This window comes from Agrobacterium vacciniicorymbosi, assembly GCF_040427045.1.
Lineage (GTDB): Bacteria > Pseudomonadota > Alphaproteobacteria > Rhizobiales > Rhizobiaceae > Agrobacterium.
The window spans coordinates 377,086-398,701 of the sequence record NZ_JBETMF010000002.1; the positions used below are offsets into that span (position 1 = coordinate 377,086).

Annotated in this window: 25 protein-coding genes; 9 read left to right on the plus strand and 16 right to left on the minus strand. The window is 58.4% G+C overall.

Annotated features, from left to right (window positions below; all coding sequences use genetic code 11):
* Nucleotides 1-105: 105 nt before the first annotated feature.
* The 6 genes from lepB (at nt 106) to recO (ending at nt 4,682) form a co-directional block, all read left to right on the plus strand.
* On the plus strand, nt 106-852 hold the full coding sequence (gene lepB / locus ABUK73_RS05135; protein ID WP_113087129.1) for a signal peptidase I: 747 nt from the start codon (nt 106-108) through the stop codon (nt 850-852).
* A complete protein-coding gene (gene rnc, locus ABUK73_RS05140) occupies nt 849-1,568 on the plus strand; it encodes a ribonuclease III (RefSeq protein WP_113087128.1) in 720 nt (239 codons plus the stop codon). The genes lepB and rnc overlap by 4 nt, the downstream gene beginning before the upstream one ends.
* A gap of 10 nt (nt 1,569-1,578) precedes the next feature.
* Nucleotides 1,579-2,538, plus strand: a complete 960-nt coding sequence (gene era / locus ABUK73_RS05145; RefSeq protein WP_353576319.1) for a GTPase Era — start codon at nt 1,579-1,581, stop codon at nt 2,536-2,538.
* Between the two features lie 80 nt (nt 2,539-2,618).
* On the plus strand, nt 2,619-3,371 hold the full coding sequence (locus tag ABUK73_RS05150) for a Crp/Fnr family transcriptional regulator (RefSeq protein WP_353576320.1): 753 nt from the start codon (nt 2,619-2,621) through the stop codon (nt 3,369-3,371).
* Between the two features lie 148 nt (nt 3,372-3,519).
* Entirely contained in the window at nt 3,520-3,882 is a 363-nt protein-coding gene (locus ABUK73_RS05155; protein WP_113087125.1) for a response regulator, read from the plus strand.
* A 62-nt stretch (nt 3,883-3,944) separates the two neighbouring features.
* The gene (gene recO, locus ABUK73_RS05160; protein WP_113087124.1) at nt 3,945-4,682 is read left to right on the plus strand and encodes a DNA repair protein RecO; all 738 of its coding nucleotides are present in this window, start codon (nt 3,945-3,947) and stop codon (nt 4,680-4,682) included.
* Between the two features lie 9 nt (nt 4,683-4,691).
* Here recO and ABUK73_RS05165 read toward each other — a convergent pair whose 3' ends face one another.
* The 6 genes from ABUK73_RS05165 to ABUK73_RS05190 form a co-directional block, all read right to left on the minus strand.
* Nucleotides 4,692-5,915: an MFS transporter gene (locus ABUK73_RS05165; protein ID WP_353576321.1), complete on the minus strand. Its 1,224-nt coding sequence runs from the start codon at nt 5,913-5,915 to the stop codon at nt 4,692-4,694.
* 169 nt (nt 5,916-6,084) lie between these two features.
* A complete protein-coding gene (locus tag ABUK73_RS05170) occupies nt 6,085-6,567 on the minus strand; it encodes a lipocalin-like domain-containing protein (protein ID WP_353576322.1) in 483 nt (160 codons plus the stop codon).
* 242 nt (nt 6,568-6,809) lie between these two features.
* On the minus strand, nt 6,810-7,655 hold the full coding sequence (locus tag ABUK73_RS05175) for an MOSC domain-containing protein (RefSeq protein ID WP_353576323.1): 846 nt from the start codon (nt 7,653-7,655) through the stop codon (nt 6,810-6,812).
* 8 nt (nt 7,656-7,663) lie between these two features.
* Complete coding sequence (locus ABUK73_RS05180; RefSeq protein WP_353576324.1) at nt 7,664-8,305, minus strand: HD domain-containing protein; 642 nt, start codon at nt 8,303-8,305, stop codon at nt 7,664-7,666.
* Between the two features lie 53 nt (nt 8,306-8,358).
* On the minus strand, nt 8,359-11,118 hold the full coding sequence (locus ABUK73_RS05185; protein ID WP_454892329.1) for a DUF2339 domain-containing protein: 2,760 nt from the start codon (nt 11,116-11,118) through the stop codon (nt 8,359-8,361).
* A gap of 51 nt (nt 11,119-11,169) precedes the next feature.
* Nucleotides 11,170-12,744 carry a VOC family protein gene (locus ABUK73_RS05190; protein WP_353576326.1) on the minus strand — a complete coding sequence of 525 codons (1,575 nt, stop codon included), beginning with the start codon at nt 12,742-12,744 and terminating at the stop codon, nt 11,170-11,172.
* A gap of 283 nt (nt 12,745-13,027) precedes the next feature.
* Here ABUK73_RS05190 and ABUK73_RS05195 point away from each other — a divergent pair, with 283 nt between their 5' ends.
* From ABUK73_RS05195 to ABUK73_RS05205, 3 genes are all read left to right on the plus strand, one after another.
* Nucleotides 13,028-14,068 (plus strand): ABC transporter substrate-binding protein, encoded by a 1,041-nt coding sequence (locus ABUK73_RS05195; RefSeq protein ID WP_454892325.1) that lies wholly within the window; start codon nt 13,028-13,030, stop codon nt 14,066-14,068.
* A 177-nt stretch (nt 14,069-14,245) separates the two neighbouring features.
* Nucleotides 14,246-15,034 carry an ABC transporter ATP-binding protein gene (locus ABUK73_RS05200; RefSeq protein WP_162727722.1) on the plus strand — a complete coding sequence of 263 codons (789 nt, stop codon included), beginning with the start codon at nt 14,246-14,248 and terminating at the stop codon, nt 15,032-15,034.
* A complete protein-coding gene (locus ABUK73_RS05205; RefSeq protein ID WP_353576328.1) occupies nt 15,031-15,849 on the plus strand; it encodes an ABC transporter permease in 819 nt (272 codons plus the stop codon). Before ABUK73_RS05200 ends, ABUK73_RS05205 begins: the two co-directional genes overlap by 4 nt.
* 25 nt (nt 15,850-15,874) lie before the next feature.
* On the opposite strand, the gene ABUK73_RS05210 is transcribed toward ABUK73_RS05205, so the two are convergent.
* The 10 genes from ABUK73_RS05210 to ABUK73_RS05255 all read right to left on the minus strand — a co-directional run bounded on the left by ABUK73_RS05210 (nt 15,875) and on the right by ABUK73_RS05255 (nt 21,587).
* Entirely contained in the window at nt 15,875-16,231 is a 357-nt protein-coding gene (locus tag ABUK73_RS05210; RefSeq protein WP_353576329.1) for a HepT-like ribonuclease domain-containing protein, read from the minus strand.
* Nucleotides 16,231-16,527, minus strand: coding sequence for a nucleotidyltransferase family protein (locus tag ABUK73_RS05215; protein ID WP_353576330.1), 297 nt, complete (start codon nt 16,525-16,527; stop codon nt 16,231-16,233). Before ABUK73_RS05215 ends, ABUK73_RS05210 begins: the two co-directional genes overlap by 1 nt.
* 50 nt (nt 16,528-16,577) lie before the next feature.
* The gene (locus ABUK73_RS05220) at nt 16,578-17,399 is read right to left on the minus strand and encodes a mechanosensitive ion channel family protein (RefSeq protein WP_353576331.1); all 822 of its coding nucleotides are present in this window, start codon (nt 17,397-17,399) and stop codon (nt 16,578-16,580) included.
* Between the two features lie 82 nt (nt 17,400-17,481).
* The gene (locus tag ABUK73_RS05225) at nt 17,482-18,000 is read right to left on the minus strand and encodes a tyrosine phosphatase family protein (protein WP_353576332.1); all 519 of its coding nucleotides are present in this window, start codon (nt 17,998-18,000) and stop codon (nt 17,482-17,484) included.
* The gene (locus tag ABUK73_RS05230) at nt 17,997-18,608 is read right to left on the minus strand and encodes an HD family hydrolase (RefSeq protein WP_353576333.1); all 612 of its coding nucleotides are present in this window, start codon (nt 18,606-18,608) and stop codon (nt 17,997-17,999) included. Before ABUK73_RS05230 ends, ABUK73_RS05225 begins: the two co-directional genes overlap by 4 nt.
* Before the next feature lie 2 nt (nt 18,609-18,610).
* On the minus strand, nt 18,611-19,459 hold the full coding sequence (gene ygfZ, locus ABUK73_RS05235; protein ID WP_353576334.1) for a CAF17-like 4Fe-4S cluster assembly/insertion protein YgfZ: 849 nt from the start codon (nt 19,457-19,459) through the stop codon (nt 18,611-18,613).
* A 91-nt stretch (nt 19,460-19,550) separates the two neighbouring features.
* Nucleotides 19,551-20,300: a hypothetical protein gene (locus ABUK73_RS05240; RefSeq protein WP_353576335.1), complete on the minus strand. Its 750-nt coding sequence runs from the start codon at nt 20,298-20,300 to the stop codon at nt 19,551-19,553.
* 14 nt (nt 20,301-20,314) lie between these two features.
* Complete coding sequence (locus ABUK73_RS05245; protein WP_111841631.1) at nt 20,315-20,572, minus strand: hypothetical protein; 258 nt, start codon at nt 20,570-20,572, stop codon at nt 20,315-20,317.
* 104 nt (nt 20,573-20,676) lie between these two features.
* Nucleotides 20,677-21,105: a TIGR02301 family protein gene (locus ABUK73_RS05250; protein WP_353576336.1), complete on the minus strand. Its 429-nt coding sequence runs from the start codon at nt 21,103-21,105 to the stop codon at nt 20,677-20,679.
* A gap of 62 nt (nt 21,106-21,167) precedes the next feature.
* Nucleotides 21,168-21,587 (minus strand): NUDIX hydrolase, encoded by a 420-nt coding sequence (locus tag ABUK73_RS05255; RefSeq protein ID WP_353576337.1) that lies wholly within the window; start codon nt 21,585-21,587, stop codon nt 21,168-21,170.
* Nucleotides 21,588-21,616 lie beyond the last annotated feature (29 nt).

Genomic DNA, 21,616 nt, shown 5'->3' on the forward strand with positions numbered 1-21,616 from the left:
GACATGCGCCAGAACACAGATTTAAAGCCTGAGCGTCACCTTTCTTCACGCAGCAGGCTTTACAGAAGTCCGTTGAAATTGAAGAACGAGCAGGCAGGTCTTTAAGTGTCCGAAAAAGCTGAAAAGAAGCAGAGCGCCCTTTGGGAAAACGTCAAGGTCATCGTGCAGGCGTTGCTTCTGGCAATGGTCATCCGCACAGTCCTGTTCCAGCCCTTCACCATTCCGTCCGGCTCTATGATGCCGACATTGCTGGTGGGCGACTATCTGTTCGTCAACAAGTTCTCCTACGGCTATTCGAAATATTCGCTGCCGTTCTCCCCGAACCTGTTTTCGGGCCGTATTCTCGAGTTCAGCGAGCCGAAGCGCGGTGACGTCGTTGTCTTCCGCCTGCCGCCGAACCCTGATGTCGATTACATCAAGCGCCTCGTCGGCCTGCCGGGTGACCGCATTCAGGTCACCAATGGCGTGCTGTTGATCAATGGTCAGCCGGTGCCAAAGCAGGCCGATGGTGTCTTCACTTCCGATTACCGTGCCGATCCCGGCGCAAACGTGCCCGTTTTCCGCGAAACGCTGGATAATGGCGTGACCTATGACACGCTGGACCAATCGCCAGACTCGCGCGGCGACAACACCCGTGAATTCATCGTGCCGGAAGGCCATTATTTCATGATGGGCGACAACCGCGACAACTCGCTGGACAGCCGTTTCGACGTCGGTTTCGTGCCTGCTGAAAACCTGATTGGCCGCGCAAGCGTTATCTTCTTCTCGCTGGGCAACGACACGCCGTTCAGCCGCGTCTGGGATTGGCCAGCCAATATGCGTTGGGACCGCCTGTTCAAGGTCGTCAAATGAGCAAGACCAAACCGCTTTCGATGGAGGAAATCGGTCGTCTGGAAGCCCTCATCGGATATAATTTCAGAGAAAAGGCCCGGCTCGACCGGGCCTTGACCCATGCAAGCGCCCGTTCTTCCAAGGCCGGAAATTATGAGCGTCTGGAATTTCTGGGCGACCGTGTTCTCGGCCTCTGTGTCGCCGAACTGCTGTTTTCCACGTTTCGTTCGGCTAGCGAGGGTGAGCTTTCCGTTCGCCTCAACCAGCTGGTAAGTGCCGATTCCTGCGCGGCGATTGCCGATGAGATGGGCCTGCACCTGTTCATCCGCACCGGCTCCGACGTGAAGAAGCTGACCGGCAAGACCATGTTGAACGTGCGTGCCGACGTCGTGGAAAGTCTGATTGCCACCATCTACCTGGATGGCGGGCTCGAGGCTGCGCGTAGCTTCATTTTGAAATACTGGCAGAAGCGGGCAACGAGCGTGGATGCCGGTCGCCGTGATGCCAAGACGGAATTGCAGGAGTGGGCGCATGCAAAATTTGCGACGACTCCGCTTTACAGGATTGACGACCGCACCGGACCGGACCACGATCCGAGTTTCACGGTGACGGTGGAAGTACCCGGCGTTGCGCCGGAAACGGGCGTAGATCGCTCAAAGCGTGCCGCAGAGCAGGTGGCCGCGACAAGACTTTTGGAACGCGAAGGCGTTTGGCAGAAATCATCTGCCGCAAACTGATTGGATACCCATGACAGAGAATGAATTCGACGCCGCGCCGGGTGAAGACAACGGTACAGACGCTGGCGAAACCAGACCGACCCATTCCGGCTTCGTCGCGCTGATCGGCCCGACCAATGCTGGCAAGTCCACGCTGGTCAACCGCCTCGTTGGCGCCAAGGTTTCCATCGTCAGCCACAAGGTGCAGACGACGCGCGCGGTAATGCGCGGCATTGCGATCCATAACAATGCCCAGATCGTTTTCATGGACACGCCCGGCATTTTCAAACCCCGCCGCAGGCTGGACCGCGCCATGGTCACCTCCGCATGGGGCGGCGCCAAGGATGCTGACGTCATTCTCTTGCTGATAGACAGCGAACGTGGCCTGAAGGGCGATGCGCAGACGATTCTGGAAGGCCTGAAAGACGTCAAGCAGACAAAAATTCTCTGCCTGAACAAGATCGACCAGGTGCAGCGCGAAGACCTGTTGAAGCTGGCCTCTGCCGCAAACGAGGTCGTGTCCTTCGACCGGACCTTCATGATCTCGGCCACCACCGGCTCCGGCTGTGATGATCTGATGAATTATCTCTCGGAAGAGTTGCCGCAGGGGCCGTGGTATTACCCGGAAGACCAGATTTCCGACCTGCCAATGCGTCAGCTGGCAGCCGAAATCACTCGCGAGAAGCTGTTCCTGCGCCTGCATCAGGAGCTTCCCTACGCCTCCCACGTCGAAACTGAAAAGTGGGAAGAGCGCAAGGACGGCTCTGTTCGCATCGAGCAGGTCATCTATGTGGAGCGCGACAGCCAGAAGAAGATCGCGCTCGGCAAGAACGGCGACGCGATCAAGGCGATCTCGACTGCATCCCGCAAAGAGCTTTCGGAAATCCTCGAGCAGCAGGTGCATCTCTTCCTGTTTGTGAAGGTGCGTGAGAACTGGGGCGACGACCCGGAACGTTTCCGCGAAATGGGTCTGGAGTTTCCGCGAAACTGATTGTCCGCAACGGAACCGAAAGCGGGTGTACGGGTTGAAGCCTTTGATAGCGTTATCGGTTTTGTTGTTTATGGATATTCATGTCGCCCAAAAAGCCCAACGGAATTTCGACCACGCCCTGCGAGCAATGTCCCTTGCGCGGCCTCAAACATTTCCGGGATTTTTCCCCGCCTGAGCTGGATTTCGTCTCCCGTTTCAAAACGGGGGAACTTTCCGTGGAGCCGGGCGCCATTGTGCTGATGGAAGGCTCCCACAGTGCCCACCTTTATACCGTGCTGAATGGATGGGGTTTCCGCTACAAAACCCTGGAGGATGGTCGCCGCCAGATTCTCAACTATCTGATGCCGGGTGATCTCGTTGGTTTACAGGGTACGGTGATGGGGGAGATGCAGCACTCCGTGGAGGCGCTGTCTCCCGTGACGTTGTGTGTGTTTGAACGTGGCCGACTGAACAGTCTTTTCGGCGATCACCCATCCCTTGCCTATGACATTACCTGGATTGCCGCCAGCGAAGAGCGCATGCTGGACAGCCATCTGCTGAGCATCGGCAGGCGCACGGCGCTGGAGCGGGCGGCCTATCTGCTGGCGTTTCTTTACAATAAAGCGGCGCGTGTTGGGCTTCTGGAAAAGGACGGGCCAATTCCGGTCACGCAGCAGCATGTTGCTGATACGCTTGGGCTTTCCATCGTTCATACAAATAAGACACTTCGCAAACTTGCGGATCGTGGTCTCATTCGTTGGACGGACAAAGGATGCCTTGTGCTGGACAATGACGGATTGGCGCAAGCTGCCAGTTGGGAGCCGGATAACCGCAAGGCGAGACCGTTTATTTAGTCTTTCCTGATGTATTCTCCATTCGTTCTGCTATGTCTTTTTTAAATGACTAGCACCAGCCTATCTGCGATGTCATAAAACCATTGATTCCGCAGTCGCGGAAATTTATTGCAGTCGCGGTTGCGTCGCGCCTTGAGGAAGATAAGAAATGTTGCCTCAACGGGTTCTCATCGTCGAGGACGAATATTTAGTTGCGATGGATGTCGAGACGTCCCTTCAGTCCATGGGCGTGAATACCATCGATATCGCGACAACGTTGTTTCAAGCCAAGGAATCACTTTCGCGGGCGCGGCCTGACTGTGTTCTTCTGGACGTTAGCCTGTCCGATGGCATGAGCTATGAGCTTGCGCGGCATTTGCGCGAGCATTCGATTCCCTTCGGCTTCGTCAGCGGCTATGGCGATACCAGCGGCTTTCCGCCGGATTTCGCCAATTCCCACCTTCTGGACAAGCCGTTTGGCGAAGTGGAACTGAAGGCTTTCGTCACCCGCATCATGGGCCACGAAAGTTAAGCGCCGCAGCACCGGATCGGTTATAATCCCTGCTTGAAGCGGCACATTGAGCGAACCATTCCATGCAGTGGCAGGACGATGCTATTATTCTGGGCGTAAAGCGCCACGGCGAGACGAGCGTCATTGCCGAGCTGATGACGCGCACCCGTGGTCGCCATCTTGGTCTGGTGCGTTCCGGTCGTTCTCGCGCCATGCAGCCGGTGCTTCAGCCCGGCAACCGTGTCGATGTGACATGGAGGGCGCGCCTTGATGACCATCTGGGCGACTTCCGTATCGAACCGCTGCAACTGCGTGCTGGGCAGCTGATGGAAACGGCAACCGCCGTTTACGGCGTGCAGGCCATGGCAGCGTTGCTGCGCCTGTTGCCGGAGCGTGACCCGCACCCGCATCTTTACGACGCGCTGGATGTCATTCTCGACAATCTCTCCGACCCTGCCGATGCGGGGGAACTCTTCGTGCGCTTCGAACTGGCTGTTCTGGATGATCTGGGCTTCGGGCTCGATCTCAACGAATGTGCGGCCACTGGTCTGCGCAATGATCTGGTCTATGTATCGCCCAAGACGGGCAGGGCGGTGTGTCGTACCGCCGGTGCGCCCTATGCCACGCGCTTGCTGACGCTGCCGCAGTTTCTCAGCACCGAACACTCCAAGGCAGCCGACAGCGAAAGCCTGGCCGCCGCCTTCCGTCTGACGGGACACTTTCTGCACCGGCATGTTTACGAGCCGCGTGGCCTCAACGAAAATGCCACCCGCGACGGTTTCGTGCAGGCGGCATTGAAGGCGTTGGATAAGGCTGGCTGAGACTGGTCGTCAGGCGATAGCCGGTCGAACCACGGCGCGCTCTTCGATTGGCCAGTGCACGACGGCGGCAAACAGTCCCATCACGACACCCAGCCACCACACGACGTCGTAAGAGCCGAGCTTGTCATAGAGGAAGCCACCCAGCCACACGCCGAGGAACGAGCCGATCTGGTGCGACAGGAACACGACGCCGCCCAGCATGCCGAGGTGGCGTGTGCCGAACATGATGGCGACGAGCCCGTTCGTCGGCGGTACGGTGGACAGCCACAGAATACCCATCACGGCTGCGAAAATGATGACCGAGAGCGGCGTCTGCGGCAGCAGCAGGAATGCGGTGACGGCAATGGAGCGGCCGATATAGATGTAGGCCAGAAGATAGGGTTTGGAATAACGCTGGGCGATGAAACCGGCAGCCAGCGAGCCCGCGATATTGAAGAAGCCGATCAGCGCCATGGCGATGACCGCATAGCGCGGCTCGATGCCGATATCGCCGAGATAGGCGGGGAAGTGCGCGGTGATGAAGGCGACCTGAAAGCCGCAGACGAAGAAGCCCGTGGTCAGCAGGAGGTAGCTCTTATGGCCCAGCGCTTCTTTCAGCGCCTGTGCGGCTGTTTGCTTGAACTGCGCCTGAGACTGCGTGCCGGATGAGGAATTGCCTCGCAACGGCCACGCCAGCAGCGGCACAATCAGCATGATTGCCGCCAGCCACACAAGGCTGTCCGACCATCCATAGCTGGAAATCAGACCCTGGCTGATGGGCGCAAAGATGAACATACCGGCAGACCCGGCAGCCGTGCCGATGCCGAAAGCCATGGAGCGCTGCTCCGGCGTGACATGCCGCGCAAAGGCCGAGAGAATGACGCTGAACGAACCTGCCGCAATGCCAAGCCCGACAAGAACGCCGCCACCCAGATGCAGCCACAGCGGAGATGTGCCCACCGACATGCAGACAAGCCCCGCCGCGTAGATCAGGCCCGATAGGACCAGCACACGGCCCGTGCCGTATTTATCCGCCAGTGCGCCAAAGAACGGCTGGCCAAGACCCCAGAACAGGTTCTGCAGAGCCATGGCGAAACCGAAGGTGGAGCGATCCCACCCCGTATCTGCCAGCATGGGCAGCTGAAAGAAACCCATGGCCGAGCGTGGGCCGAAGGTCAGCACGGCAATCAGCGAGCCAGCGACGATGATGAGCCACGGCATAGGCTGGCTGGTGAGTCGTTTTGTATTGGACATGGATGTTCCCCGGTCGATCGGGGAATATTAGCCCTTGTTCACCGATCTCTCCAGCGACTTTTCTTGAAGATGGAATGAGAATGACTGATGGGGCTGTTTCAGGTGTCGAGCGGTGCGCAATCCCATGAAAGAGCCCCACCTGATGATGGAGCCCTTCTTGAGTTGAATTTTATTTGTCGCGCGTGAACACAACGATGGAACGCGTCGTGCCAGGCCAATTCGGCATCTGCCGCCAGGGGGTGAACACCTCCAGCCGGTCGCCGGTGCGACGGAATTCGCGACACTGCGTTGTGCCGACCCATTCCGGGTTCCATGACGCTTCGACATGGGTGCACCATTCATTCGTCTTGATCGTCTCTATACCAGTATAGGCAACCAATGTGTTTAACAGCGCCGCCTTATCTGCGTCCGTGCCGCCAGCTTTCCTGCCTTCTCCTGTTAGCACGAAGGAAACGCGGTGATCCTCTGTGAAAATAACCCGCCCGGACGGACGATCGCCCATTGCGGGAATTTTTTTACCGGTGGATTGGGATTCGACCTCATAGCTTACAAGCTTCCATGAGCCCGTCAGCGAAGTATCTTCAGCGTGTGCATGCCCCATTGGCATAGCCAAAAGCGCCATTACAGTCATCGTCCAGATTTTTATCTTCATCTTATTTAGATCTTTCAAATATTAAATGTAACTTTAATTAAAATACATTGACCTAAAATAACGTGAATCCGAATAGTAAATAAAAATAATAATTCCGGAAGCTTAAATTAAAATTGTACGGATTTAGACTTATATAAAAATCGTCTATATGATTTTGTATTGGGTGCCAAATAGTGCATCCCCATGCGCAGGGTGCTCAATAAAAGTCTTTTCTAAATAAGGCGATCAACGGGAAATGGAGTTCATCCCCGTCGTTTGAACGCCCAACCTTCCACACGCTCTTCTACAACGCGCGCCACATCCCCCACCGCAATCGCGCCTTCGCCGCGCGGCGTCACGTTCCAGCCGAACAGCGGCCCGGGAACACGGCAGTCGGCGGACATGCGCAGGCGGCCCATGGCTTTCATGGGGGAGGGTACGTCGCGGGAACCGGTCGTCTGATCCTGCGTGGTCATGATGCAGCGGGCGCAGGGTTTGACGAGGTCGAAGCGGATGCCATTGATCTCAAGCGCGGCCCAGCGGTCTTCTGCCCAGGGCTCGTCCGTTTCCAGCACGATATTGGGGCGGAAGCGCTCCATGCCGACATGGTCTTCGCCATTGGCGTCCATGTTCTCGTTGAGCGCGGCAAGCGATGCCGTGGTTGTGACGAGGATTTGGTAGCCGTCTGCGAAAGTGACCGGCGAGTCGTTTCCTGCCCATTCCGGGCTGGCGATGCGGCTGGACTGCTCATCGAAAAAGACGAGCTTCACATCCCGCCCAAGCCAGCCGGACAGCGTGAGGTTGACGTCATCCGTGGCCACGGCGGCATCCACCACGGACTTCCAGACCGTTGCGTCGATGCGATTGCCGGATGGCAGAGCCAGAATTTCACCCTTGTCATCAATGGCAAGATGGAAACCCGCTCCTTCAGCCTTGACGATGAGTTGGGCGATCTCGGGCAGTTCGCGCTGGGTGATGAATTGGCCGGATGGATCGACCAGCATGGCGCGGCGGTCGCCAGGCAGGCCTTCCGCTGTGATACGGCTTTTGGCCAGCGAAATGCCGCGGGCGCTTTTCAGCGGGTAGATGTTGAGTTCGGTAATGCGCATGATGGGCCTCATATCTCATCCAGAAACAGGTCGAGAACCTGCTTCAACCGCTCGTGCCGTTCCTTGGCGATCTGCCGTCCGGCTTCAGTCTGGAAACCGTCCGCCAGCTTGAACAGCTTGTTTTCGAAATGGTCGATGGCAAAGCGCCGGTCGTCAAGCGGGCGGTTTTTTGCCAGCGGATCGGCGGGATCGTAAAGGGCTGAGCCCATGCGTCCTGCAATGTAGAAACAGCGGGCCGCACCCACCATGCCGATGGCATCCAGTCGGTCCGCATCCTGAAGGATTTTGGCCTCCAGCGTTTGCGGCGCGATATTGGCGGAGAAACTATGGGTCAGAATGGCGTGCGCGACGGCCTCGATATCCGCGTCTTCCCAGCCAAGATCACGCAAAATACCGGAGGCTTTTTCCGCCGCCAGCCGCGAGGCCTGAGCGCGCAGTGGGGAGTTCTTTTCCACGGCCACACAATCATGCAGCAGCACGCTTGCCGACAGCACGGGGCCGTTGCCGCCTTCCTGCGCGTGAATGCGCATGGCATTGCGGAACACGCGGTGGATATGCGCAAGATCGTGTGATCCGTCGTCGCCTTCCGCCGCATGCGGTATCAGCGTTTCGGCAAGCTGTTCGTAAGGCGCAAAGGCTTGTCCCTGCATGTGATTCCCCCGTCTCGACCGTTGCTTTTAAGACGCGGGGAAAGCAGGCGCAATCACCCCTGCGCTTCCTCCGGCTTGGGTTGGGCGGTCAATATCTTCTGGTAGAACAGGCCGATGCCGATCAGCACGACGCCAAGACCAATGAAGGAGAGGGCGCGCAATACGCCTTCCAGATTGCTCATATCGATGAGGAAAGCCTTGGCGACGGCCAGCAGAACGAGAGCTGCCGAGGCAAGCCGCAGGCTCTTGGCATTGAAACGGGAGCCGAGAACGAGCAGCAGCACGCCAATGACCAGCCAGACGACGGAATAGCTGTAGGTTTCGCCCTGAAGAAAGCCCTTCCAGTCCGCAATGTTCTCGCCCTGCCAGAATCGGCGCACGGACAGCGTTGCCCAGGCAAAGCCCAGTGCTGCACCCGAGAGAGCCAGCAGCGTGACATAGGCCACAGGGCGTTTGCCGCGCGCATACCAGGCCAGCCCGGCATAGGCGATGGCCGGAAGCAGATAGCCGATCAGCAGCAGGTTGAGGAACGGCCAAGGCCCGGTGTTTTCGCCGGTGAAGTAAGGGTTGAGCACAAAGAAATGCGCGACCAGCACATTGAACATGGCGATGACGCCCGCCAGCATGGAGCCATAACGGAAGATCGGGCTTGGGCTTTTCAGATCCAGCGTCATCAGCACGCCAGACATGCCGATGGTCAGCAGCGTGTAGATGGACTGTTCGCCGAGCGTCGGCACGGTGTCGTTGAGAACGCCGCCATTCATGGCATGGCGCACGAGGATGGCGACGGCCAAGAGGCCCATGAGGCTGGCGATGGCCTGCAGAAAATTCCTTGCCCGCACACCCGGCCAGTCGCGCAACAGCCATGCGGATGCGATGGCGAGCAGGGCCGGAACACCGTAACCGGGCAGCAGCGCATTAAAGACCGGCGTCGTGCCAAGGTTCTGCGGGCCGACAATGGTCGGTTCCCACGCAATGCGACCGAGAACGATGAGGGAAGCCAGCGCCATGACCCATGGCAGTGCTGCCCAGGAGCAGCGCCGCGCGCACAGCACATAGGCAAAGCCGATGACGGGGATGAGGATGGTGGTCGCAAGTCCTTCGGTGACCGTATGGACGAGGAAGGTGAAGGCAAGAAACGAGCCGAACACCATGACGTTAATAGGCCCGACGAAAGCATCATCCGCCTTGCGGTCCAGCCGGTAAGCGCTGCCCAGCAAAACGAGCCCGACCGCCAGGCCATAAGCGGCATGCAGCCAGTCGCGGGAGAGGTTGCCATATTGCACGAAGCTGATGATGCCGAGACCCAGCGGGACGACCGAGCCAATGATGGCCCAGAGTGTGCCGAAGGATGGGTCGTTTGACGTCTTGCTGCGCACGGCCTGCCAGGAAAACAGCAGGAAGAGAATGCCCAATATCCGCGTAACCGGTCCTTGCACAGCAACCGCGTCAGCAGTGGAAAGCGCGGTCGTCGCATCACCCAGCATGGGCATATAATTGATGCCGAAACCGGCCAGCAGATTGGCGCAGCCCAGCGCTGCGAGGGACGCGAAAATGGCGGGCCATACGGCGTAGTTGCGTCCCGCGCCCAGTGCCGCCAGACCCAGAATGAGAACGGCCATGGCAAAGGCCGGGTGCATCGTGATGGCGGTTTCAATGACGGAGAAGGCGAGCGCCGGAAGGATGACGGCCAGAGACAGGGTCACACCAAGGCTTGCTGGTGGGCGGCCAAGCAGTTCTGCGACAACGGGAAGATAGCTGTCGGAACGCGGCGCATAAATGGTCATGTCACGCGGCTGGCCGGGGTATTTCCCGGGCCAAATCCAGATCGAACCGGCAATCATGGCGATCAGGCTGGCGACAACAGGTTCGGCCTCGATAATGGGCGCAAACACCATGTAGCCAATGGCCCAGAGGCCAAGCCCGATATTAGCAAGTGCCGGAACCACATGCCAGCGCTGGCTGCGCGAGGCCGCAGCCGTGGCAAGCCACGAGGCGGTGAGGAAGCCGAACAGCGCCCAGATATTCGGGCTTTCGGTGGAAATCAGCACGGGGGTGACCATGGAGCCGAGAAGGCCAAGCCCAGCCAGCGCCTGCCCATGCAGCAGCGAAAGGGCGATGGTGGCAAAGCCGACAAGCGCCAGCAGAACGAATGCCGTGGTTGGCCCGATATAGTCGTAAATGCCGTAAGCCGCGTAGGTGACGCCGAACAAAGTCAGCGCGCCCGCTGCCGTCAGCACGCCGGGAATCATGGCATTGGAATAGGCGCTGGCAATGCCCGGCACCATTTTGCGACGGATGGCTTCGCCGGCTGCCGCCAGCAGCAGGCCGAAGATCGCCGCCATGAAAAGCCGTACGGCGGGGCTGAGAAGGCCGCTTTCGATGGAGTATTTGACGAGGAAAATGCCGCCCAGCGCCAGCGCCAGACCGCCGGCCCAAACCGCCCAGCGCGCACCGAGCCTGCTTTCGAAGCTTTCTTTCGGGCGGGTCGGTGTGGCGGGAAGCGTGAAGGCTTCCGATGCCGCTTCGGTCACTGGCTCATCTGCCGCAACCTGCGCGGCGATGGGCGGCTGTTCGTCCGCAGTCTCTTCAGCGGCCTCACTCTCAGCCGCCGCTGCTTCCGCCTCTTCCTCGGTGGGTAAGGTCGCGTCTTGAGATGGTGCTGCAAGCGCCACCCCGCCCGAAGCGATCTGTGCTTTCAACGCCGTCAATTCCGCCTCGACGGCGGTCAGCCGTCGGGAGTTCTTGATGCTGGCATTCAGCGTGTAGAAGAAGGCGACGACATAGCCGATGATGAGCAGAAACAGGAACAGTGTCATAAGAACCCCGAATATGGTCCTGTTTTTTAAGCCCTTTTTAGCTGTTTATGCAAGACCGGTTGTGGGCAAGGCTTTCGCCCATCGTTTGGCAAGCTCCACATCGTCTAGGCCCAGCTCATGGCCATGCGGCAGAGCCTTCACTTCGGCCTCCGCGCCATTGTCGATCAGGTGCTGCTTCAATGCGTCAGCCCTGTCGCGGTATCGGTCCGTTTCGCCTGCCGCCAGCAAGACGCGCGTGCCGGAAAGATCGGCCTCCGGCCAATGCGTCAGCACCGGCATGGGCCGCAAAAGCAGGGCATGGGCGGCAAATTCCGGATAGAGCGCAAAGAAGGCCGCGAGGAAATTCGCGCCGTTGGAATGGCCGATGAAGCTGAGCTTGCCCTTCTCGATTCCATAGGCGTGCATTGCCCCTTCCATGAAGGCGGCAAAGGCTTCGGCTTCCGACTTGATATCCCGCTCATCGAAGGTGCCATCGGCAAAGCGGCGGAACCAGCGGGCGATGTCTTCTTCCGTACTGCGTCCCCGCACGCCCAGCAGCGTGGCATGCGGGTTGGCCGTGTGAGCCAGCGCCATGAGGCTGGTTTCGCTGCCGCCGGAGCCGTGCAGCAGAATGATCGTGCTGCCATCCGGGTTAGCAGGCGTGTGAAAGCGGTGCACGAAGGGCAGGTCGCGGTAAATGACGCGCTCTTCGCCCGGCAACGAGAACTGTGGCAGCGCCACACGCACATCCTCTTCATCGCGCATGAACAGCGGCGGGATGAACAATTGCTCGCCCATCGTCTCAAACGGTTCGTCCACCGTCATGCCGGGGCCATCCGTTGCCATCTCGATCAGCACGTCGCCGGGCTCGCGGACATAAAGCGAGTGGAAATATTTGCGATCATGCGCATTCGTTGGCGAGGAGTTGAGCGATTTCAGCCCTTGGAGCGTCTCATTCAACTCGTCCATATCTGCCGCGCGAAAGGCGATATGATCCACCGTGCCGGTGCCGGGCGCGCTGGACCAGAAACCGGTGGCATCTCGCACATCGATGATGTCGCCCGAGGCAGAAACCACGCGGCGGATGGAGCCGTGCTGGCTGATGCGGCTATAGCCGAAGTGCTTGGCCAGAAAGCTTTCGGTTTCCTCCAGCACTTCGCTCAGCACGGTTGCGCCACGAATGCGGCGAATGGCATGTTCCAGCGGAATGCCCGGCGCTTCATGCGGTGTCGCTTCTGGAAACGCATGGGTGCCGACGAGTTTCAGGATGATACCGTCAGGGTCTTTCAGGCGAATGACCGGCTCACCGAATTCCTCCATCGGGCCTTCCGTGCGAATACCGGCAGAGAGCGCCCGCGTTAGCCAGAAGCCGATACTGCCGGGATCGATGGCGAGCGACACTTCCAGCGTCTGTCCATAACCCACCCGGCCTTGTGCGCCATCTTCCCAGACGAGAAATGTCAGGAGAGAGCCGGGAGAGGCGGCATGATCTCCATAAAGCAGGTGAAGCTGCAGCGCGTCTTCAAAGCCCGCCGTGCGCTTGGCTAGCCGAAGACCCAGGAAGCCGACGTAGAAATCCACATTGGCCTGCACCTTGCGGGTAATCATGGTGATGTGGTGGATGCCAAGGGCAGACGTCATGAGCGGTTCTCCAAGTCTTCATTCATGGCGGTATGTTCTCTGAGGCGGGCTTTTTGGCAATCCCGCGCCTTGAGAACGATGTGTTCATCTTGTGAACAATCATGTGACAAGTGAGGTGGTTGCCCGCGAAATATGCGGTTGCACGCAAGTTTGATCAAAGGTGATTATATTTTGTGCGATATAAATTTTGAGCAAAATATGTGCGATTTTTACTTGCTATCGCTGGCCAAATTGGTTTGTATGGCCCCAACGAGATAAAAATCTCCAGAGGGAAAAAATCAGAATGTTGACGCGAAGGCTGTTATCAAAAACAGCGGCTTTGGCCGCTATCGGTATGTTTGCAACCATTGCAACTGCTCCACTCCCAGCCTTTGCGGAAACACCCATAAAATTCACACTCGACTGGAAGTTCGAAGGCCCGTCCGCCGGTTTCCTGCTGGCGCAGGACAAGGGTTACTTCAAGGCCGAAGGTCTGGATGTGACCATCGATAGCGGTAACGGCTCGGTCGAAGCCATTCCGCGCGTCGCGACCGGCGCTTACCAGATGGGCTTCGGCGACATCAATTCCGTCATGAAATTCCTGGATGAAGACCCCACCCAGAAGGTGAAGGCCGTTTACATGGTCTATGAGCGCCCGACCTTTGCGGTCGTCGGCCGCAAGTCTCTGGGTGTTACGGGTGATCCGAAATCACTGGAAGGCAAGAAGCTGGGCGCACCGCCGCCGGATGGCGCCTTTGCGCAGTGGAAGGCCTTCAAGCAGGTTGCCAAGATCGATGACAGCAAGATCGATATTCAGTCCATCGGCTTTCCGGTGCGTGAGCCGATGCTGGCAAAGGGTGACGTGGATGCGGTCTTCGGCTTTGCTTTCTCCGTTATTCTGAACCTGAAGGCGCAGGGCATCGCCGACGACGATATTTCCACCATTCTGATGGCCGAGCATGGCTTGAATCTCTATGGCAATGCCGTGCTCGTAAACACTGATTTTGCAGAGAAAAACCCTGAGGCCGTGAAGGGTTTCCTGAAGGCGCTGGCCAAGGGCTTTGTCGATTCGGTGAAGAACCCGGCAGAGGGCGTGGCCGCCGTTCTGAAGCGTAACGAAACGCTGAACAGCGACATTGAATTGCAACGCCTGACCATGGCCAATGCCATGAACATCAAGACGCCTTACGTGGTTGAAAACGGCATGGGCGGCGTCGACCCGGCGCGGCTGGCGGCCTCCATGGAAACGCTGAAAGTCTCCGTTGGCCTCAAGGGCAATATGAAGGCGGAGCAGGTTTTCGACGCCAGCTATCTGCCGCCGAAGGATGAGCGTCTGCTGCCTTGATTGGGATCCGCTTATACCTTCACGTCGTCATCCTAGGGCTTGTCCCTAGGATCTAACCACGTTCAATGTTGGGGTTCGTTAGATCCTCGGCACAAGGCCGAGGATGACGCTGAGTGAATTATTAGCGCTACATTCACCCTCATTCTGCAAGAGAATCTAATACGAACAGGAAAAAGCATGCCTCATCTGGTTGAAATCGATGGCGTTGATATGCGCTATGGCGGGGCATCGGGCACGCTTGCCGTTTCAGGTCTCGATCTCAAGGTCAGAAAGGGCCAGTTCGCCGCCGTCGTCGGGCCATCCGGTTGCGGGAAATCGACCTTGATGAAGCTCGTCACCGGGCTTCACATCCCGCAAAAAGGCAATGTCATCGTCGCCAACAAGCAGGTCACGGAACCAGTCTCCATCGTCGGTATGGCGTTTCAGAACCCAACCATGCTGCCGTGGCGCACGACACTGGAAAACATTCTTCTGCCGCTGGAGATCGTTGAAAAACATCGTCACCGGCTGCGGGCGAACAAAGCGGAATATGTCGCCAAGGCCGAGCGGCTGCTGGAAATCGTCGGGCTGAAAGGCTTCGGCTCCAAGTTTCCATGGCAGCTTTCCGGCGGCATGCAGCAGCGCGCCAATCTATGCCGTGCGCTGATCCACGAGCCCGACCTGTTGATGCTGGATGAGCCTTTCGGCGCGCTGGATGCGTTCACCCGCGAGGAATTGTGGTGCGTCATCCGCGATCTGCACGCCGCCAAACGCGTGACCATCATTCTCGTCACCCACGACCTGCGCGAGGCGACCTTCCTTGCTGACAAGATTTTCGTGATGAGCGCCCGCCCGGGCAGAATTTTGGCGGAACACAAAGTGCCTTTCGCCCGCCCGCGCCAACTCGATCTGATGTATGAAAAGAGCTTCAACGAAATGGTTCAGCAGTTGCACGGCGAAATCGCCAAGGCGAGGGTGGCGGCATGAGTGCGGTTGTCGAACGTCCCGTGGCCGCAGAACCGCGCCAGCCACTCGTCGCCCGCGTCAACTGGGTCAAGGCAGCACCTTGGCTCTATACGCTTGCGCTCTTCGCTTTCTGGGAACTTCTGGTTCACGCGCTGAGCATGCCGCAAACCATCCTGCCATCACCGGTGCGGGTGGGGCAGGCCATCATTCAGTATTGGTCACCGATCTGGAAGAACTCGCTGCAAACGCTCTATACGACGACGCTTGGCTTTGCGCTGGCTGTCATCGCCGGGCTCGGCATCGGCCTTTTCATCGGCTGGTCTAAGACCATCTATGCCGGGCTCTATCCGCTGATGATCGGTTTCAACGCCATTCCCAAAGTCGCGCTGGTGCCCATCCTCGTCATCTGGTTCGGCATCGGCACCGTGCCGGCAGTATTGACGGCCTTCCTGATTTCCTTCTTCCCCATCGTCGTCAACGTCGCAACCGGCCTTGCCACCATCGAACCGGAAACCGAGGACGTCTTGCGGGCGCTGGGTGCCAAGAAAATGGACATCATGCTGAAGGTCGGCATTCCCCGCTCCATGCCCTATTTCTTCGGCTCCCTCAAAATCGCCATCACACTCGCCTTCGTCGGCTCCGTCGTCTCCGAAACCGTCGCCTCCAATTACGGCCTCGGCAACATGATGAGTTCCGCCCAAAGCCAGTTCAACGTGCCTCTGGTCTTCGCCGGTCTGCTGATGCTGGCGATGGAAGGCATCGTCATGTACGCGCTGATGGCCTGGGTTGAGAGACGGATGACGGGCTGGGCGCATCGCTCCACGATGGGGCAGTAATTGCGGTGAGCTGGAGAGGGGCGCGTTAGAAACGCGGGTCTTCGACAGTTTTCAGAATGCTCTCAACCGCTTTTTTGAGCGGGGCAATGTGCTCTGTCACGACCACCCAAACCACGTCGTCAGCAACCTTGTGATATTCGTGGCGAAGCACATTTCCTACGCCGCGAATCTGTTTCCAGGGCACGTCAGGTGCGGCGTTCAATAAATCGTCAGGGATGTGACGAGAGGCCTCCGAGATGATTTCCAGGGCACGCTGGATGGCTAGCTTCAGCAACCAGTCACGCTCGAAATCCTCTATGGTCTTTCCGGCCGTATGCGTCTCGATGCCATCGATTGCATCCAGCATTTCGACAAGAACCAGATCGATCCTGCGTTTCGCCATCAAAAAATCCGGATTGCGGATTGTTCGATGTCGCCTTTCAGCATGGGATGAAGGCTGGTGCGCGTGGTGACATCCACGCTTACCGATAGCTCTTCTTCGAGGAACTGTTTGATGCCAACGAGATCAAAAAGCGAAAAGCGCTTTGCGGGATCGTAATCGATGAAGAGGTCTAGATCGCTGGAAATCAGTGCTTCATCCCGCGCTGTCGATCCAAACAGATAAAGCGCCGTGGCGCCCATGCGCTTTACCGCATCGGCGCGTTGCCTGAGCTTTTCTATGGCGACGGCTTTTTCCATGATGGGACTTTATACTATCTGCCGTCCGCCATCCACTTCAATAACTGCGCTTACGCACCCTCGGCGCTGAGCTGCATATCCCGCTCATCAAACGCCGTCTTCAAAGCCTTGGTCACGTCGCGGGTGGTGGCGAACCAGTTTTCGCTGCGGGCCCAGTAGCGCAGGGTGACTGTTGCGCTGTCATTGGTGACGGAATCGATGAAGGTGGTGGGGGCCGGGTCAAGCAGCACGCGGCTGTCGGAGCGGGCGACGGTCATCAGCATGGATTGGGCATCGGCAGTGCTTTCGCCCTTCGGCACGGTGACGCTGAGTTCGTGGCGGCGGGAGGGGAAGCGGCTGTAATTGGTGATCGGCACGTTCCACAGTGTGGAGTTTGGTGCGAGGCGATAGAGGCCATCGCTGGTTTTCAGCTCCGTGGCGAAGAGGCCGATCTCAACGACGGTGCCAGTAACGGCGCTGGTCTCAATATATTCGCCAACGCGAAACGGGCGAAGGACGAGCAGCATGATGCCCGCGGCGATGTTCTGAAGTGTTCCCTGAAGTGCGAGGCCGACGGCCAAACCTGCGGCACCCAGCGCGGCGAGGATGGAGGCGGTTTGTACGCCGAACTGGCCCAACACCATGACGAGCACGAGGATGAGAACGACATAGCGAACTATGCCGGAGAAGAAACGCGCCAAAGTTTCATCGAAACCGCGAATGCGCGACAGTCCTTCAAAGGACCAGCGCTGAAGCAGGGTCGCGGCAATCCAGCCGATGATGAGAAGAAGAAGGGCGCCGACAATCGAGAAGGAATATTGAACCATCAGGGCGCTTGCCTGGCGAAGTGCCGCCTGAGATGCGACGATGATATCGGTTGCCTGCTGGTCCATAAAACTGCCCTTGTTCGATTTGTTTCAAATTCACTCGATTTCGTAACGAATGACGAAGAGGTGAGTTCCGATTTTTGGGTGATTACGCCTGAAGCGGCAAAACGAAAGGCACGTTGCCATCCGTATCTGCACCGCGCCCGATTTTTTTGATCGCGGTCACCAGCGCGCCGCCGCGCCCGAGCAGCCGGTCACCGATTTCGATGATGCGGGCATTGGGTGTGGCATAGGGCGAAACGGTGCGAAGCCGCGCGGCAAGCGCCGCATCGTCCTGCTCCGGCTGGACTGTGAGGGCAACGATGATGGCAGCAGCCGGGGAGCGGGACACGCCCATCCAGCAATGGATCAAGAGCGGGGCGGATTGGTCCCATCCATGGGCAAAATCGATCAATTGCTGGACATGCAGATCATCAGGCGCAATCAGCTTGTCGGTGCCCTTGAAGGTGATGTCGTTCATTTGCAGCGTCAGATGCCTGTCTGCGGCAATGACGGCGGGGCGGTGGAAGGCCTGCTCCTTGGCAATCAGCGTCACCATTTCACGGGATTTGTGGCGCACGGCCATTTCGCCGATGCGTGACAGTGGGCAAACGACGATAGCAGTCATGCCTTGGCCTTCCGCAGCAGTTCGATGACTTCGAAGCGCGCGATGAAACGGCTTTGAGCTTCAAGGGCAGGCACGGGGTCGATCTCGATCATGTCTCTGGAAATGCCGCGCGGCAGGCCGAAGAATTTCTGGGCCTCCGCCATGGAGAAGCCGGCAAGTTCGGTCGCCTCGAAATAGGCGGCCACCGTGTCGGCTTTCTTGATGCGATCCTTGAGATCGCGGCTGGCGTGCGGCGGAAGGGCAAAACGCAGATGCACGGCAGCTTCCAGCCTTTTTTCCACGCTCTTGTAGCCGCCACCTACCACGGATTTAAACGGCGAGATCATATCACCGATGACATATTCCGGCGCATCATGCAGAAGCGCCATCAGCATATCATCCGGCGAGGCTGCTGCATTCATTTGGCAAAACACCGTCTCAACGATGAGGCTATGCTGCGCCACCGAGAAGGCGTGATCGCCGCGCGTCTGGCCGTTCCAGCGCGCCACACGCGCAAGGCCGTGGGCGATATCAGCCAGTTCCACATCGAGCGGTGAGGGGTCCAGCAGATCAAGCCGTCTGCCGGAAAGCATGCGCTGCCATGCGCGCGGTGTTTTAACACTCGCCACGTTCAGTCTTCCGCAGTGGCTGCCGGATCGACAGCGGGAAAGCTGAGCCCGCTCCACGCGGGCAGGGCAACAGTCACGGCAATGCCGCCGGTGGTGATATCGGTGCCAGATGCCATGGCATCTGCAGCGCGGTCCGTGCGGATGATGGCAAGGCCCTGCTTTCCGATGACGGTGCCAAGCGTGCCAATGGGCTTGCCGCCAGCGAGGATGTCAGTGCCGGTAGCGGGCAAATCTGCCTCTGCTGTAACAGTGACCACGCGACGGCGTGCTGTGCCACGGTGCTTCATGCGGGAGACGACTTCCTGTCCGACGAAGCAACCTTTTTTGAAGGATACACCGTCATTCACGTCCATCAGCACATCATGCGGGAAGGCGTCACTCAGGGGGTAATCGATACCGGCGAGGACGATGCCGTTGGCGATGCGCAGGCCATGATAGCTGGAGGCGTCGGCAGAGGCAGAGTGGCCGGGTAGGCGATAAAGTTCTATGCCTGCCTTGGCAAAGCGGCTGTCTTTGATCGCGCCTTCAGGAGCGGCTTCGTCCCAGAACACGCTGGCGCCCTTGGCTTGTCCCGCCTTCAAATCCACCGGTGCGCGCAGCTTGTACATGGTCAGGCGGCGAAGCAGTGCGTCCTGCTGGTCGACACCCGTTTCCAGAACATAGCCTTCGCCATCGCGCCAGATCAGGAACTCGAACATGATCTTGCCCTGCGGCGTCAAGAGCGCGCCTGGGCGGGCTTCTCCAGCAGGCAGCGAGTCGAGATCGGGGGTGACAAGATTTTGCAGAAAATCCGTGGCTCCGGTGCCGGAGACATGGATGAAGGCGCGGTCGTTGAGAAAGGCGGAGGACATCAGCTTTACCGTTCAGGTTCGTTGTTACCTGAACAGTTAGGGTTTTTGAGCAGGAACAGCAAGCGCGCAGACCTCAGTCACCACGCTGACCTTAGTCGCCTGCAGTGAAGAACTTCCACTGGCCATCTTTGGAGATGCCGATGCGGTAAAAGCTGTAATTGCCATATTCCTGCATGTCGGCCAGATCACCTGCGGTGATGATGCGCAGCAGCTCCACCTTTTCCGGCGGCGTCAGCGTGGTCAGCGACTTTCCGGCGAAATAGGGGAAGACATACATTTCATCCGGCGTGCCGACATCAACATGGGCATAGCCGGTGGAGAGAAGATCGATAATGATGGCCAGAACTTCCAGCCCGTCAGGATCGCCAGAGAAGCTTTTCAGCGCGGCAATCGGGTCTTCGCCATCGCCATCCACGCGTGCCTGGTTGGGGCCGGGATTGACGAGAGGGCGTAGTTTTTCGATGTCGCCGGTGGAGGCTGCATCGATGATAAGCTGGCGCAGGCGGCGCACAGGCTCCGGTGCCTTGCTGATATCATGCTCGATCTGCGCGGAAATCTGCGGTGCATCATTCTGCTGCGGGGCTGTCTGCTGGCTGGAGGAGCGGTTTACCAACGGGTCGGGCAGGGGAATGCCATCCGAATCACCTTCGATTGCCTCGGGCTCTAACGGTTGCTGCTTGTCCGCAGGCTTGTCGCTTTCGCTGCTCGACGGGTCCTGAGCCGGTCTCAGTTCTGAAAGCGCGTAGGCATTATGGGTAAAGCTGACGGTGGCGAGCGTCAGGGACAGCATCAAGGAAAGAGCGGCAGAAGACCGCAAAAGCCCCTTGCGAGAGCGAGACATGACTGAACTCCGGCTTATTGAATAATGCGATGAGGGGAAAATTCGCCCTCGAGCATCCGCTGGCGCAGCGATTCCAGCATGGCTTCTGCGCCTGCTTCGCCGTGCATACGGATGGTTTCACGCATGGCCAAAGCAATAGCGGCGTCTGCGATGATCTCCGGCTCGATGCCATCGGCCATACCATCGGCCCATGCTTCGTTCTGATGTTCCAGAGCGACCTGCATTTTTTCATGCACGATCATATCGTGGATTTCGTTACGGCTTGTTTGCATCTTTCATCCTCGACAGGCAGGCAACTCGTTACCACCCTGTTAACAACTCTAACAGTCTTTTATCAAAACGGCACGGCCTGCGGCCAAAAGAGGTTAATAAACCTCTAATTTCCAAACCTTGACGCGATTTCTTGCGCCAGTGTTGCCCCTTCGATACGGTATTTCTCTTCTGCAGCGATGGCCGCCGGTGTGCAGGCCGTGTGCACTGCCGCAAATGTGCGGTAACCACGGTTAAAAGCAGCCGTCATGCGTTGCTTGCGTTGCGGCTCGTTGGCAGTGTCTGCCGCTAAGAGATCGCTCATCGCCTTGCGCCACTCTTCCGAACCGGTGGCCGGGCATAGGGTGCGAAGATATTGCACCGCACCCAGAATTTCAGACAGCCGCGCCATCTGGTTGTCGTATGGGGCAGGCTTTTCGTCTTGTGCGGGTGGTGGTGGAACGGATTTGACCGACGGCTGCGCACCAAGCTGCGATGCCAACGGCATGGTCATGCCGAGGCTTAAAAGCAGAGAGAGCCAAATCCGTCGTTTCATCAGTCTACGCATTACCCGACATGTCGTTTCAACAACTTGGCCACAGATAGCCGCGATTCTGCTCAGCATTGCAACTGGCCGAGCACACGTTCGGCGCATTCCACAACGCTATCAGGCGCGGGCAGGCGGCGGATTTCGTCCAGCGTGTACCAGCCCGCATCCGCAGCATCGTCTGCCGCCAGCACAACGGCTTGCGCATCGGCCTCCACAGTGTAGACCGAGAGAAAAAAGTGGCTGGTCAAATGTCCGTCAGCGTCATGGCTGGGCAGATCGTAGGTCGCGAAAAGCTGTGGATGACGCGCGACGATGCCGGTTTCTTCCTGAAGTTCCCGCAGCGCCGTCTCTTCCGGCGTCTCGCCCGGCTCGCCACGACCGCCGGGAAAGGCGAACATATCCTGCGATGGTGGATTGATGCGCCGCACAAGCAGCACGCGTTCACCACGGCGAAGAATTGCAGAAGAGGCAGGTTGAGGCAGGGCCATGCGGTGTCCTTATGGAATAAGACCCTTCA

Coding starts and splice junctions, on each gene's coding strand:
- ABUK73_RS05220 (WP_353576331.1), bottom strand. CDS start 17,399: ATGGACCAGCAGGCAACCGATATCATCGTCGCATCTCAGGCGGCACTT.
- ABUK73_RS05255 (WP_353576337.1), bottom strand. CDS start 21,587: ATGGCCCTGCCTCAACCTGCCTCTTCTGCAATTCTTCGCCGTGGTGAA.
- ABUK73_RS05190 (WP_353576326.1), bottom strand. CDS start 12,744: ATGACGTCTGCCCTTGGCATCCACCACATCACCATGATTACCCGCAAG.
- ABUK73_RS05210 (WP_353576329.1), bottom strand. CDS start 16,231: ATGGCGAAACGCAGGATCGATCTGGTTCTTGTCGAAATGCTGGATGCA.
- ABUK73_RS05180 (WP_353576324.1), bottom strand. CDS start 8,305: ATGCAGGGACAAGCCTTTGCGCCTTACGAACAGCTTGCCGAAACGCTG.
- era (WP_353576319.1), top strand. CDS start 1,579: ATGACAGAGAATGAATTCGACGCCGCGCCGGGTGAAGACAACGGTACA.
- ABUK73_RS05155 (WP_113087125.1), top strand. CDS start 3,520: ATGTTGCCTCAACGGGTTCTCATCGTCGAGGACGAATATTTAGTTGCG.
- ABUK73_RS05200 (WP_162727722.1), top strand. CDS start 14,246: ATGCCTCATCTGGTTGAAATCGATGGCGTTGATATGCGCTATGGCGGG.
- ABUK73_RS05165 (WP_353576321.1), bottom strand. CDS start 5,915: ATGTCCAATACAAAACGACTCACCAGCCAGCCTATGCCGTGGCTCATC.
- recO (WP_113087124.1), top strand. CDS start 3,945: ATGCAGTGGCAGGACGATGCTATTATTCTGGGCGTAAAGCGCCACGGC.
- ABUK73_RS05245 (WP_111841631.1), bottom strand. CDS start 20,572: ATGCAAACAAGCCGTAACGAAATCCACGATATGATCGTGCATGAAAAA.
- ABUK73_RS05150 (WP_353576320.1), top strand. CDS start 2,619: ATGTCGCCCAAAAAGCCCAACGGAATTTCGACCACGCCCTGCGAGCAA.
- ABUK73_RS05225 (WP_353576332.1), bottom strand. CDS start 18,000: ATGACTGCTATCGTCGTTTGCCCACTGTCACGCATCGGCGAAATGGCC.
- ABUK73_RS05170 (WP_353576322.1), bottom strand. CDS start 6,567: ATGAAGATAAAAATCTGGACGATGACTGTAATGGCGCTTTTGGCTATG.
- ABUK73_RS05215 (WP_353576330.1), bottom strand. CDS start 16,527: ATGGAAAAAGCCGTCGCCATAGAAAAGCTCAGGCAACGCGCCGATGCG.
- ABUK73_RS05240 (WP_353576335.1), bottom strand. CDS start 20,300: ATGTCTCGCTCTCGCAAGGGGCTTTTGCGGTCTTCTGCCGCTCTTTCC.
- ABUK73_RS05195 (WP_454892325.1), top strand. CDS start 13,028: ATGTTGACGCGAAGGCTGTTATCAAAAACAGCGGCTTTGGCCGCTATC.
- rnc (WP_113087128.1), top strand. CDS start 849: ATGAGCAAGACCAAACCGCTTTCGATGGAGGAAATCGGTCGTCTGGAA.
- ABUK73_RS05205 (WP_353576328.1), top strand. CDS start 15,031: ATGAGTGCGGTTGTCGAACGTCCCGTGGCCGCAGAACCGCGCCAGCCA.
- ygfZ (WP_353576334.1), bottom strand. CDS start 19,459: ATGTCCTCCGCCTTTCTCAACGACCGCGCCTTCATCCATGTCTCCGGC.
- ABUK73_RS05175 (WP_353576323.1), bottom strand. CDS start 7,655: ATGCGCATTACCGAACTCAACATCTACCCGCTGAAAAGCGCCCGCGGC.
- ABUK73_RS05250 (WP_353576336.1), bottom strand. CDS start 21,105: ATGAAACGACGGATTTGGCTCTCTCTGCTTTTAAGCCTCGGCATGACC.